Genomic DNA, 11745 nt, shown 5'->3' on the forward strand with positions numbered 1-11745 from the left:
CGGGAACGGGGAGCGCATATCCCGCGTTATTGCGGACAGCCGGGGCAGGTATGCCAGCGGGATCCGAAGATGGGCGAGGCTCGGATGCAAGATGAGGCCGATCGACGGACCGGGTTGCAGGGCTCGCGCCTGCTCTTCGGCGCCTTGCAGGGTTGGCGCAGCCGTGACTTGAGTGGCGACCTGACGGCGGGACTTACGCTTGCGGCGATCGCCATTCCCGAGCAGATGGCCACTGCCCGCCTTGGCGATTTTTCGCCTGAAGTAGGCTTCTTCGCCTTCATTGCCGGTTCGCTGGCTTTCGCCGTACTCGGCGCCAGCCGCTACCTTTCCGCCGGTGCGGATTCGACCATAACGCCCATTTTCGCTGGCGGTCTTGCGCTGATCGCCACATCAGGGTCGCCGCAATATGCCGCGCTTGCCGCCATGCTGGCGCTGATGGTCGGCGCCATCGTCGTCGCCGGCGGATTGCTGCGGCTGGGCTGGCTGGCCGACCTGTTGTCCGTCCCCGTGACCTCAGGCTTTCTTGCCGGCATTTCGCTGCACATCATCATTTCGCAATTGCCGGGGGTGCTCGGCCTGCCGGCCGGCAGCGGCGATGTCTTCCAAAGACTGGCGGCGATCTATCATGATTTCGGGCAGGTCAATCTGTCGAGCGTGGCACTCGGGTTCGGCGTGTTTGCCGTCGTCTTTGCCGGCGAACGCATCAGCCCGCGCATTCCCGGTGCGCTCATTGCTTTGGCGCTCGCGACCTTGGCCGTCGTCGCGTTCGACCTGCCACGCCACGGCGTCGCTGTTCTCGGACCACTGCCTGAAGGTTTGCCGAACATCTCCGTTCCGTCGGTCGCGGTCGAGGACCTGCGCACGCTCGTGCCCACGGCGCTACTGATTGCGCTGGTGGTGATGGTGCAGACGGCTGCGACCACACGCTCCTTTGCCGGCCGGTCCGGCCAGGGGCCTGACGTCAACCGCGACTTTGTCGGTGTCGGTGCAGGCAGCCTGCTTGCCGGCCTGTTCGGGGCTTTTCCCGTCAATGCCAGCCCGCCGCGCACGGCGATCGTTTCGGAGACAGGCGGCCGGTCGCAGCTTGCCGGCCTGTTTGCGGCGGCGATCGTGCTGGCGCTCGTCCTGTTCGGCGCCAGGCTGCTCGCAAATGTGCCGGAGGCGGCGCTGGCCGGTGTCCTGTTTTTCGTCGCGCTGCGCATCCTGCGCTGGCCGACCTTTGTCGCAACGCTCAGGCAGGCGCCGGTCGAGTTCGCATTGATCGTGGTCACCGCGATCGCGATCGTGGCGCTGCCGATCGAGGTCGGTGTTGCTACCGGCATCGTGCTCTCTTTGCTGCACGGGCTGTGGGGCATGACCCAGGCCCGCGCCATCGAGTTCGAGAAGGTGCCTGGCACTTCGATCTGGTGGCCGCCGGACAAGGGCAAGGCTGGCGAGCGGGTGGCCGGCGTGCTGGTGGTGGCGTTCCAGGCGCCGCTGTCCTTCGTCAATGCCGAGCGGTTCCAGCGTGACCTGCAGGCGATGATCGCGGCTCGCGCCGGCGACCTGCGGCATGTCGTGCTCGAATGCAGCAGCGTCACCGACATCGACTACACTGCGGCCGGGGTGCTTTCCGACGTCATCGCCTCCTGCCGAAGCTCGGGCGCCAGCTTTTCGATCGCGCGGCTGGAATCGGTGCGGGCGCAGGCAGCCCTTGCCCGCTTCGGTATCGCCGGCGAGCTGGGACCCGATCACATCTTCCGCAGTGTCGACAACGCCGTTGCCGCGCTGACCGGGCAGGCAGTCGCGAAGAAAGGCAGCCAGCCATGATGAGCGAAACCAAACCCACCCTGAAGCCGGTTCTGGTGGCAGACCTCAGGCCGACGCAGATCACGGTCGGCTACCATGAAGTGGCGCTGAAACGTCACGAACTGCGAGCACTTTCGGTGACCAAGGCAGGTGCTTTCCTCGGTCATCATTTCGTTCCCGTCGTGCTCGGGCCCAAGGGGCGAAACCACATCGTCGACCATCACCACCTTGCCCGGGCGCTGTATGAGGAGGGCGTCAAGGACGTCTTCGTCACCGTCATTGCCGACCTGTCCATGCTAGACAAGGAGGCTTTCCTGGTGGTGCTCGACAACCGCGCCTGGATGCATCCATTCGATGCGACGGGAAAAAGAAGGCCCTATGCGGAGATCCCGAAGTCGGTCGACAGGCTCGTCGACGATCCTTACCGCAGCCTCGCCGGCGAGGTCCGGCGCAGGGGCGGCTATGCCAAGGACCTGACACCGTTCGCCGAGTTCCTCTGGGCCGACTTCTTCCGCCGGCGCGTCGACCTTGCCCTGATGAAGGACGATTTCGACAAGGCATCGCGACAGGCATTGCAACTGGCCCGCCAGACGGTTGCGAACTATCTGCCCGGCTGGAGCGGGGCAGATATGTAGATCTACCCGCTCAGCCAAAAGAAAAAGGCGCGGACCAAGCCGCGCCTTCTTTGCCTTGGGAGGCGATGATGTTCAGCGGCCGATCAGAAGCCGTTGACGTCGAACCGCAGGCGCCTGGCCGAGTCGATCGACTTGTGGTCGCGCACCTTGGCGAGCACGTCTTCGGGGAAGGGCGCGTCGAGATAGAGCAGCGCGATGGCATCGCCGCCTGGGCGGTCGCGGCCGAGCGAGAAGTTGGCGATGTTGACGCCGTTTTCGCCGCACACCGTGCCGAGCAGGCCGATGATGCCGGGCGCATCCGCATTGGTGGTGTAGAGCATGTGCTGGCCGACCTCGGCGTCGAGATTGATGCCCTTGATCTGGATGAAGCGCGGCTTGCCGTCGGAGAAGCAGGTGCCGGCGATCGAGCGCGTCATGTGCTCGGTCTTGACCGTCAGCTTGATGTAGCCGTCGAACACGCCCGACTTGTCGCGCTTGACCTCGGCGACGATGATGCCGCGCTCCTTCACCATGATCGGCGCCGAAACCATGTTGACGTCGGCGACCTGCGGGCGGATCAAGCCGGCAAGCGCTGCGCTGATCAGCGCCTTGGTGTTCATCTGGGCGGTCTGCCCGTCGAACAGGATCTCGACCTCGGTGATCGGATCTTCCGTCACCTGACCGACGAAGGCGCCCAGCACTTCGGCGAGCTTGACGAAGGGCTTCAGCCGCGGCGCCTCCTCGGCCGTGATCGAGGGCATGTTGATGGCGTTGGTGACAGCGCCCTTGACCAGATAGTCGGCCATCTGCTCGGCCACCTGAAGGGCCACGTTCTCTTGGGCCTCGGAGGTCGAGGCGCCGAGATGCGGGGTGCAGACGACGTTCTCCATGTTGAACAGCTCGTTCTGCTCGGCAGGCTCGACCTCGAACACGTCGATGCCGGCGCCCGCCACCTTGCCGCTCTTCAGCGCCGCGATCAGGTCCTTCTCGACCACCAGTCCGCCGCGGGCGCAATTGATGATGCGCACGCCGTCCTTCATCTTGGCGATCGCGTCGGCATTGATGATGTTGCGGGTCTTGTCGGTCAGCGGCGTGTGCAGCGTAATGAAGTCGGCGCGGGCGAGCAGCTCGTCGAGCTCGACCTTCTCCACGCCGAGTTCCTCGGCGCGATGCTCCGACAGGAACGGATCGAAGGCGACGACATGCATCTTGAGGCCGACGGCGCGGGTGGCGACGATCGAGCCGATGTTGCCGCAGCCGATCAGGCCGAGCGTCTTGCCGGTGATCTCGACGCCCATGAAGCGGTTCTTCTCCCACTTGCCGGCATGGGTAGAGGCATTGGCCTCGGGGATCTGGCGGGCGACGGCGAACATCAGTGCGATGGCGTGCTCGGCGGTGGTGATCGAATTGCCGAAGGGCGTGTTCATCACGATGATACCGCGGCGGGACGCAGCGGGGATGTCGACATTGTCGACGCCGATGCCGGCGCGGCCGACAACCTTCAGGTTGGTCGCAGCGGCGATCAGCTTTTCAGTCACTTTGGTGGCCGATCGGATGGCGAGACCATCATACTGGCCGATGACTTCGATCAGCTTTTCCTTGTCCTTGCCGAGATCAGGCAGATAGTCGACCTCGACGCCACGATCCTTGAAGATCTGGACGGCGGTGGTGGAGAGCTTGTCGGAAACGAGAACGCGGGGCATGGGCAAATCCTTTGCGATTGGCCTACCTCCCTCTTGCGGGAGGTCGGTCGCGGAGCGACCGGGTGAGGTAAATGGGTGAACGCAGGGAAGGGAGTGGCGACGGATGGATGCACTCCCAACCCAATCCGCCGTGCGGATTGACCCTCCCCACGAGGGGGAGGGCAAAGAGCGTCAGGCCGCTGCCTTGAGCGCGGCCTTCTGGTTGGCGAAGGCCCAGTCGAGCCAGGGCATCAGCGCCGCCAGATCGGAGGTCTCGACGGTGGCGCCGGCCCAGATGCGCAGGCCGGGAGGTGCATCGCGGTAGGCGCCGATGTCGAAGGCGACGCCTTCCTTCTCGAGCGCCGAGACCATGGCCTTGGCGAAGGCCGCCTGGCCGTCCTTGTCGAGGGCCGCGACCTCTGGATCGACGATCGACAGGCACACAGAGGTGTTGGAGCGCGTTTGCGGCACCACGGCCAGGTTGGCCAGCCAGCCCGATTCCTGGACGAAGGTGTCGATTGCCGCGAAGTTGGCGTCGGCGCGAGCGATCAGCGCGTCCAGTCCGCCCAGGCCCTTGGCCCAGTTCAGCGCGTCGAGATAATCCTCGACGCAGAGCATCGACGGTGTGTTGATGGTCTCGCCCTTGAAGATGCCTTCGATCAGCTTACCAGCAGACGTCAGGCGGAAGATCTTGGGCAGCGGCCAGGCCGGCTTGTAGGTCTCGAGGCGTTCGACGGCACGCGGGCTGAGGATCAGCATGCCATGCGCGCCTTCGCCGCCCAGCACCTTCTGCCAGGAGAAGGTGACGACATCGAGCTTCTGGAAATCGAGGTTTTGGGCGAACGCCGCCGAGGTGGCATCGCAGATGGTCAGGCCCTTGCGATCGGCAGGAATGAAGTTGCCGTTGGCAACACGCACGCCCGAGGTGGTGCCGTTCCAGGTGAAGACCACGTCGCGGTCGAAATCGACCTTGGCCAGATCGGGCAGCTCGCCATAGGGAGCCTCGAACTTGCGCACGTCTTCGAGCTTCAGCTGCTTGACCACGTCGGTGATCCAGCCGGCGCCGAAGCTTTCCCAGGCGACCATGTCGATGCCGCGCTCGCCGAGCAACGACCACATGGCCATCTCGACAGCGCCGGTGTCGGAAGCCGGCACGATGCCGATGCGGTAGTCGGCGGGAACCTGAAGAACCTCGCGGGTCAGCGCAATGGCCTGCTCGAGCTTGGTCTTGCCGATCTTGGCGCGATGCGAGCGGCCGAGCGGAGCGTCGGCGAGGCCATCAAGCGACCAGCCGGGACGTTTTGCGCAGGGACCTGAGGAAAAATTGGGGTTTGCCGGACGGAGTCCGGGCTTGGCGACGATCGTCATCGTGGTTCTATCCTTCCAGATAGTTGGCCCCTCGTTGGGGAGGGGTGGCCCACGGACGGCGATATTAGCAGCGGCCTCCGGCGTCAAGAGGAAATTAAGCGTCGCATCTGGAACAGTTTTCCAAATGCAAAGGCGACGGGCCAAAACCCGCCGCCTTTTGAATGGGTTGATCGTGGAGAGCGCCTACCAGAGATCGTAACGCAGGCCGACGCGGACCTGGTGGAAGTCGAGGCCCTTTTTCGTGTTGCCTGAGGGTATGTCGAAATATTCGAGACTCGGGGCAGACAGATACTGATAGCCAACGTCGATCGACGTGTTCTGGGCGACCTGATAGGCGACGCCCGCGCCGAGTGAATAGGCCAGCGCATACTGGGTCTCGCGATCGGAAAGGGCCTGGAACGTGTCTTCGACCTTGCGGCTCGAATAGAGCAGGCCAACACCGCCACCGACATAGGGTGTGAAACCGGCGATCGTGCCGAGGTCGACATAGGCGTTGGCCATGCCGCTCCAGATATTGCTTTCGGCCCGGATAGAGTCGGTGCCGTCAGTCCAATCATACTTGTCGTTGGACAGGAAGCCGACGTTCAGTTCGCCACGGAAGTAGTCGGTAAAGTGATAGCCGGCACCGATGCTGCCGTTGATACGCGTGCTGCGCGTGTCGACGCCACCGAACGTCACATCATAGGGTGACTTGTTGATGTTGTAGCCGAGGTCGCCGCGCAGGTACCAGCCGGAGCCGACCTCGACGGGAACGTACTCAGGCGCTTCCTCAACGACGACAGGTGGCTCGTAGTCCGCAGCTTGCACCGCCAGCGGCCACAGCATCGTTGCAGCCAGCGCCAGTGTAGCTCGTGAGGTGAGAATCATGATGGCATTCTCCTGAATGGCGCCGGCTGTTGCCCGAGAATCCAGCTACCGTTCCGAGCATTGTTAACCATGTCGGTTAAAGTGCGGTTAAGGCTAATGGATCGTTAGCGGGCTTTCGGCGAGCGGCCATGGGCAACGAAAAACCGCCCGGTATCGAGCCGGGCGGTTTTGACTGGCCTTGTTATCCAAGCGTCGCGACGACGCCAGGACGATCAGTTCAGCGAATAACGGACGCCGAGCTTGAAGTCATGCGAGGTGATGTCCTTGAAGTGCATGCCATTGTTCGGGATGTCGGCCGACGGGTCGTCATTGAAGATCTGGCCGGTGCGGGCATCGCCGAGATTGACGAAGCTGTAGCCGAGATCGACGGTCATGCGTTCTGTCGCCTGTATGCCGACGCCGGCATGCAATGCCCAGGCGAGGTTCCACTTCGAGGCTGCGGCCGCATAGCTGCCGCCACCGTTGATGATGTTGATGTCACGATAGCCAGAGATCGTGTTGCGCGACGCACCGATACCTGCACCAACGTAAGGCGTGATGCCATAGAAGGTGCCGACGTCGGCATAGGCATTGGCGAGGAACAGCCACTCGGACTTCTTGGCCTTATAGTCGTTCGTGTAAGGAGCGGCAGCGCCAAAGCGCACGCGATCCAAGGCCGAGAAGTCGGTGGCACCGCGATACTCTACGCTGATGTCGCCGCGAAGGAAGTCGTTGAACTTGTAGCCGACGCCTGCGCCGAAGGTCGGACCCGATGAGAATTTGCCCTTCTGTAGCCAGGTATGTTCAGAGATTGCAGGGTCCTCGAACAGGCTCGTTTCCAAGCTCTTGACCCTCTGATTGCTCATGCCGATATGGCCACGAAGGTACCAGCCGCCGTAGGAGGGCTGCTCGACTTCGATGATCGGCTCGGGCAAGTCCGCGGCAAATGCGGGGGCAGTGACGCTGACAAGCAGCGCGGCGGCGAACGCCTTCATTCCAAAATTTCGCATGATGATACCCTATACCTGCGGACCCGCTACGCGCCCGACCATGACTAACCGGGGTGGATAATGCTTGGTATAGGTTAAGGGGCGCTTAACCCTGCTGATTAACCATGACGACTTGCCGACGACTGCCTGGCGCCAAGTGGAAACCCGTTTGCGCATGCAAAAAAGCCCGCGCAAGGCGGGCTTTCTTCAATTGCTGAAGTCGTCGTGCCGGTCGGGCAAGTATCAGGCGGCCGAGCGGCTTTCAGAAATGACGTCGACGATGTCGTTGACGACGGACTCGACAAGCTGCGGGTCGTCGCCCTCGGCCATGACGCGGATCAGCGGCTCGGTGCCCGACGGGCGGATAACCAGCCGGCCGGTCTTGCCCAGGCGGTTGCGGCCTTCTTCGATGGCAGCCTTGACCGGGGCGTCTTCCAGCGGCTGGCCGCCGGCGAAGCGCACATTCTTGAGCAGTTGCGGCACCGGCTCGAAGGTGCGGCTCAGCTCGCTCATCGGCTTGTTGGAGCGCTTGATGCAGGCGAGCACCTGGAGTGCCGCCACCAGGCCGTCGCCTGTCGTGGAGAAGTCAGACAGCACGATGTGGCCCGACTGCTCGCCGCCGATGTTGAGGCCGTGCGCGCGCATGTGCTCGACGACGTAGCGGTCGCCGACCTTGGTGCGGTGCAGTTCGAGCTTGAGATCGCCGAGGAAGCGCTCAAGGCCGAGATTGGACATGACGGTCGCCACCACGCCGCCGCCGGCCAGGCGGCCGTTCTGCTGCCATGACTGGGCGATCAGGCCCATGATCTGGTCGCCGTCGACGATGGTGCCGTTCTCGTCGACGATGACGACGCGGTCGGCGTCGCCGTCGAGCGCGATGCCGATGTCGGCGCGCACTTCGTGGATCTTCTTCTGCAGGCCGGCCGGATGGGTCGAGCCGCACTCCTGGTTGATGTTGAAGCCGTTGGGCTCGACATTGATCGGGATAACTTCCGCGCCGAGTTCCCAAAGAACGGCAGGTGCGACCTTGTAGGCGGCGCCGTTGGCGCAGTCGACGACGATGCGCAGGCCCGACAGCGACATGGAGCGGGGCAGGGTGCGCTTGGCGAATTCGATGTAGCGATCATGCACGCCGTCGACGCGCTTGGCGCGGCCGAGGCCGTCGGAGTCGGCGAGCATTGCGGTCACGTCCTGGTCGAGCATGGCCTCAATGTTCTGCTCGATCTCGTCAGACAGCTTGTAGCTGTCGGGGCCGAACAGCTTGATGCCGTTGTCGTGGTAAGGGTTGTGCGAGGCCGAGATCATCACGCCGATGTCGGCGCGCAGCGAGCGCACCAGCATGGCGACTGCCGGCGTCGGAATCGGGCCGAGCAGGAACACATCCATCCCAGCGGCGCAGAGGCCAGCCACCAACGCGTTCTCGATCATGTAGCCCGAAAGGCGCGTGTCCTTGCCGACGACGACGCGATGCCTGTGGCTGCCGCGCTGAAAGGAGAGGCCGGCGGCCATGCCGACCTTCATGGCGATCTCCGCCGTCATCGGAAATTTGTTGGCCCGCCCGCGAATACCGTCGGTGCCGAAATAGCGTCCAGCCATGTTTAGCCTGTCCCCGTGGAGTCCACCCGCGATTGCTTTGCCACAATCAGCGGCGACCAACGCATCACATTTGGTGAGTTTATGTCATAAAACCTTAGAAAAGGGTTGGGGTTTTGCGTGGCAGTGATCTGCCGCCGCTCCAGCCATCTTGCGTATCTGACATCGAGAGCCGACAGCTATGGGGGCCGTGTGCCGGTCATTGCTGTGACTCGGGATCTGGCGATCTTGCCGGCCAGCCAGGATGGAGAGGGATTTTGCGTCAAAGGATCATCGTTTGCCCATTGATTGAAAATGAAGGGGCATATCTTCTTTGCAAGATGCCTGGCGACCGCGGGGTGTTTCCTGGGCAATGGGCACTTTCAGGCGGCGGACTGGAGCCTGGCGAAAACATCACCGAGGGATTGCTTCGTGAGATTCGAGAAGAGCTGGGCGCTGGCCTCGTCATTGAGGCGGTTCAGCCGTGGACGTTTCGCGACGATGTCAGGACAAAGTCCTACCCAGATGGAACGACCGAACAAGTCTATATGATCTATCTGATTTTTGACTGCAAAGCGGCCAATCGAAACGTAGCCATCAATGACGAATTCGAGGACTTCGCATGGGTTCTTCCGGGCCACTTCGAGAATTATGATCTCAATGAGGCGACGCGTACGACGCTGAGGGCCAGGGGGCTCATCCGCTCGTAGGCGAGGCAAACGATCGGGGTGATCGAATTCGGGCGTCGCCATTCTTGTCGCGATGGCGTTGCGCGATAGTTCGCCAGCAACCATTGCATCCAGAAAAACAAAAAACGCCGCCGAGTTTCCTCAGCGGCGTTTCTGCATTCGATCCAGTCAGGACCCGGTCAGTTCGACGGCTGGGGTTCCATGCCGCCTTCAGGCTCGGAGCCCTTCTTCTTGCCGCGCGACGAGCCGGCCTTGGGCACGGCCGAGCCGCGCGAGGTTGGGGTGTCGTCGCCCATGTCGCGCGAGGGCTTGTTGCCGGCGATCAGCTGCTTGATCTCCTCGCCCGACAGCGTCTCGTATTCGAGCAGGCCTTCGGCCAGCGCGATCCAGTCCTTCTTCTTCTTGGTCAGGATCGAGCGGGCGGTGACATAGGCGTCGTCGATCAAGCGGCGCACTTCGGCGTCGATGATCTGTGCGGTCTCCTCGGAGACGTTCTGCGTGCGGGCCACCGAATGGCCGAGGAACACCTCTTCCTGGTTCTCGCCATAGGCGACCTGGCCGAGCTTGTCGGAGAAGCCCCAGCGCGTGACCATGGCGCGCGCCAGCTTGGTCGCCTGCTCGATGTCGGAGGAGGCGCCAGACGTGATGTTCTCCTTGCCGAACTTGATCTCCTCGGCAACGCGGCCGCCCATCATGATGGCGAGGCGCGAGACCATGTACTTGTAGCTCATCGAGTAGCGGTCGCCCTCGGGAAGCTGCATGACCATGCCGAGCGCACGGCCGCGCGGGATGATGGTCGCCTTGTGCAGCGGGTCGGCCGCCGGCACATTGAGCGCCAGGATGGCGTGGCCGGACTCGTGATAGGCCGTCAGCTCCTTCTCGGCCTGCGTCATGGCCGACGAGCGGCGCTCGGCGCCCATCATGATCTTGTCCTTGGCGTCCTCGAATTCCTGCATGGTGACGAGGCGCTTGTTGCGGCGCGCTGCCATCAGAGCGGATTCGTTGACGAGGTTCATCAGGTCCGCACCCGAGAAGCCCGGAGTGCCGCGTGCGACCGTCTTGAGGTCGACATTGGGGGCCAGCGGAACGTTACGGACATGAACCTTGAGGATCTTCTCGCGGCCGATGATGTCGGGGTTCGGCACCACGACCTGGCGATCGAAGCGGCCCGGACGCAGCAACGCGGGATCGAGAACGTCGGGACGGTTGGTAGCCGCGATCAGGATGATCGACTCGTTGGCCTCGAAGCCATCCATCTCGACCAGCAGCTGGTTCAGCGTCTGCTCGCGCTCGTCGTTGCCGCCGCCGAGGCCAGCGCCACGATGGCGGCCAACGGCGTCGATTTCGTCGATGAAGATGATGCAAGGCGCGTTCTTCTTGGCCTGCTCGAACATGTCGCGGACGCGGCTTGCACCGACACCGACGAACATTTCGACGAAGTCGGAACCCGAGATGGTGAAGAAAGGCACATTGGCTTCACCGGCGACCGAACGGGCCAAAAGCGTCTTGCCAGTGCCGGGAGGGCCTACGAGCAGCACGCCGCGCGGAATCTTGCCGCCGAGGCGCTGGAACTTCTGCGGGTCGCGCAGGAACTCGACGATTTCTTCGAGGTCTTCCTTGGCCTCGTCGACGCCCGCCACGTCCTGGAAGGTGACGCGGCCATGGGCCTCGGTCAGAAGCTTGGCCTTGGACTTGCCGAAACCCATGGCGCGGCCGGAGCCTGACTGCATCTGGCGCATGAAGAAGATCCAGACGCCGAGGATCAGGATCATCGGCAGCCAGGACAGCAGCACGTTGAAGATCGAGCCGGAGCCGTCGTTTTCGGGGCGAGCGTTGATGGTGACGTTCTTCTGCTCCAGGCGCGACACGAGGTTGCTGTCGCCGGGCGAATAGGTCTGGAAGCCGTTGGAATTGTCGATGTAGCTGCCGCTGATGCGATCACCGGCAATCGTCACCGACTTGATGCGTCCCGAATTCAGGTCCTGGAGGAACTGCGAATAAGGCACTTCGCTCGACGCGCCGCGGGTTTGCGGGGTCTGGAACAGGTTGAACAGGGCGATGAGCAGAACGGCTATGATCGCCCACAGCGCGAAGTTGCGATAGTTCGGATTCATCGAATGTCCCGTTGGCGTTTTTCAGGGAACGCGCATGGTAAGAGTAAGCTTGCCCCTAACATAGGGAGGGGCTGCCACATTGC

Annotated in this window: 9 protein-coding genes; 3 read left to right on the top strand and 6 right to left on the bottom strand. The window is 63.0% G+C overall.

Features of this window, described 5'->3' with window-relative positions; translation table 11 throughout:
• The first annotated feature begins 69 nt into the window (after nucleotides 1-69).
• The gene (locus NDO48_RS00530) at nucleotides 70-1809 is read left to right on the top strand and encodes a SulP family inorganic anion transporter (RefSeq protein WP_267320674.1); all 1740 of its coding nucleotides are present in this window, start codon (nucleotides 70-72) and stop codon (nucleotides 1807-1809) included.
• A complete protein-coding gene (locus NDO48_RS00535; protein WP_018430022.1) occupies nucleotides 1809-2423 on the top strand; it encodes a ParB-like protein in 615 nt (204 codons plus the stop codon). The genes NDO48_RS00530 and NDO48_RS00535 overlap by 1 nt, the downstream gene beginning before the upstream one ends.
• Nucleotides 2424-2506: 83 nt before the next feature.
• Here the strand turns inward: NDO48_RS00535 and serA are convergent, their stop codons facing one another.
• The 5 genes from serA to glmM all read right to left on the bottom strand — a co-directional run bounded on the left by serA (nucleotide 2507) and on the right by glmM (nucleotide 8883).
• Nucleotides 2507-4105, bottom strand: coding sequence for a phosphoglycerate dehydrogenase (gene serA, locus NDO48_RS00540; protein WP_018430021.1), 1599 nt, complete (start codon nucleotides 4103-4105; stop codon nucleotides 2507-2509).
• Between the two features lie 171 nt (nucleotides 4106-4276).
• A complete protein-coding gene (locus NDO48_RS00545; RefSeq protein WP_018430020.1) occupies nucleotides 4277-5452 on the bottom strand; it encodes a phosphoserine transaminase in 1176 nt (391 codons plus the stop codon).
• A gap of 183 nt (nucleotides 5453-5635) precedes the next feature.
• Nucleotides 5636-6319 (bottom strand): outer membrane protein, encoded by a 684-nt coding sequence (locus tag NDO48_RS00550; RefSeq protein ID WP_018430019.1) that lies wholly within the window; start codon nucleotides 6317-6319, stop codon nucleotides 5636-5638.
• 212 nt (nucleotides 6320-6531) lie between these two features.
• Nucleotides 6532-7293: an outer membrane protein gene (locus NDO48_RS00555; protein ID WP_018430018.1), complete on the bottom strand. Its 762-nt coding sequence runs from the start codon at nucleotides 7291-7293 to the stop codon at nucleotides 6532-6534.
• 237 nt (nucleotides 7294-7530) lie between these two features.
• On the bottom strand, nucleotides 7531-8883 hold the full coding sequence (gene glmM, locus NDO48_RS00560; RefSeq protein ID WP_018430017.1) for a phosphoglucosamine mutase: 1353 nt from the start codon (nucleotides 8881-8883) through the stop codon (nucleotides 7531-7533).
• A 254-nt stretch (nucleotides 8884-9137) separates the two neighbouring features.
• Between glmM and nudI the strand changes: the two genes are divergently transcribed.
• Nucleotides 9138-9569 (top strand): nucleoside triphosphatase NudI, encoded by a 432-nt coding sequence (gene nudI, locus NDO48_RS00565; RefSeq protein WP_267320675.1) that lies wholly within the window; start codon nucleotides 9138-9140, stop codon nucleotides 9567-9569.
• Nucleotides 9570-9727: 158 nt separating this feature from the next.
• Here nudI and ftsH read toward each other — a convergent pair whose 3' ends face one another.
• Entirely contained in the window at nucleotides 9728-11662 is a 1935-nt protein-coding gene (gene ftsH / locus NDO48_RS00570; protein WP_018430015.1) for an ATP-dependent zinc metalloprotease FtsH, read from the bottom strand.
• Nucleotides 11663-11745 lie beyond the last annotated feature (83 nt).

The organism is Aminobacter sp. MET-1, from assembly GCF_026521175.1.
Classification (GTDB): Bacteria; Pseudomonadota; Alphaproteobacteria; order Rhizobiales; family Rhizobiaceae; genus Aminobacter.

What these genes read in the sequence shown, in the direction of transcription:
- NDO48_RS00530 (WP_267320674.1), top strand. Translation starts at nt 70, where the DNA reads ATGGGCGAGGCTCGGATGCAAGATGAGGCCGATCGACGGACCGGGTTG.
- NDO48_RS00535 (WP_018430022.1), top strand. Translation starts at nt 1,809, where the DNA reads ATGAGCGAAACCAAACCCACCCTGAAGCCGGTTCTGGTGGCAGACCTC.
- serA (WP_018430021.1), bottom strand. Translation starts at nt 4,105, where the DNA reads ATGCCCCGCGTTCTCGTTTCCGACAAGCTCTCCACCACCGCCGTCCAG.
- NDO48_RS00545 (WP_018430020.1), bottom strand. Translation starts at nt 5,452, where the DNA reads ATGACGATCGTCGCCAAGCCCGGACTCCGTCCGGCAAACCCCAATTTT.
- NDO48_RS00550 (WP_018430019.1), bottom strand. Translation starts at nt 6,319, where the DNA reads ATGATTCTCACCTCACGAGCTACACTGGCGCTGGCTGCAACGATGCTG.
- NDO48_RS00555 (WP_018430018.1), bottom strand. Translation starts at nt 7,293, where the DNA reads ATGAAGGCGTTCGCCGCCGCGCTGCTTGTCAGCGTCACTGCCCCCGCA.
- glmM (WP_018430017.1), bottom strand. Translation starts at nt 8,883, where the DNA reads ATGGCTGGACGCTATTTCGGCACCGACGGTATTCGCGGGCGGGCCAAC.
- ftsH (WP_018430015.1), bottom strand. Translation starts at nt 11,662, where the DNA reads ATGAATCCGAACTATCGCAACTTCGCGCTGTGGGCGATCATAGCCGTT.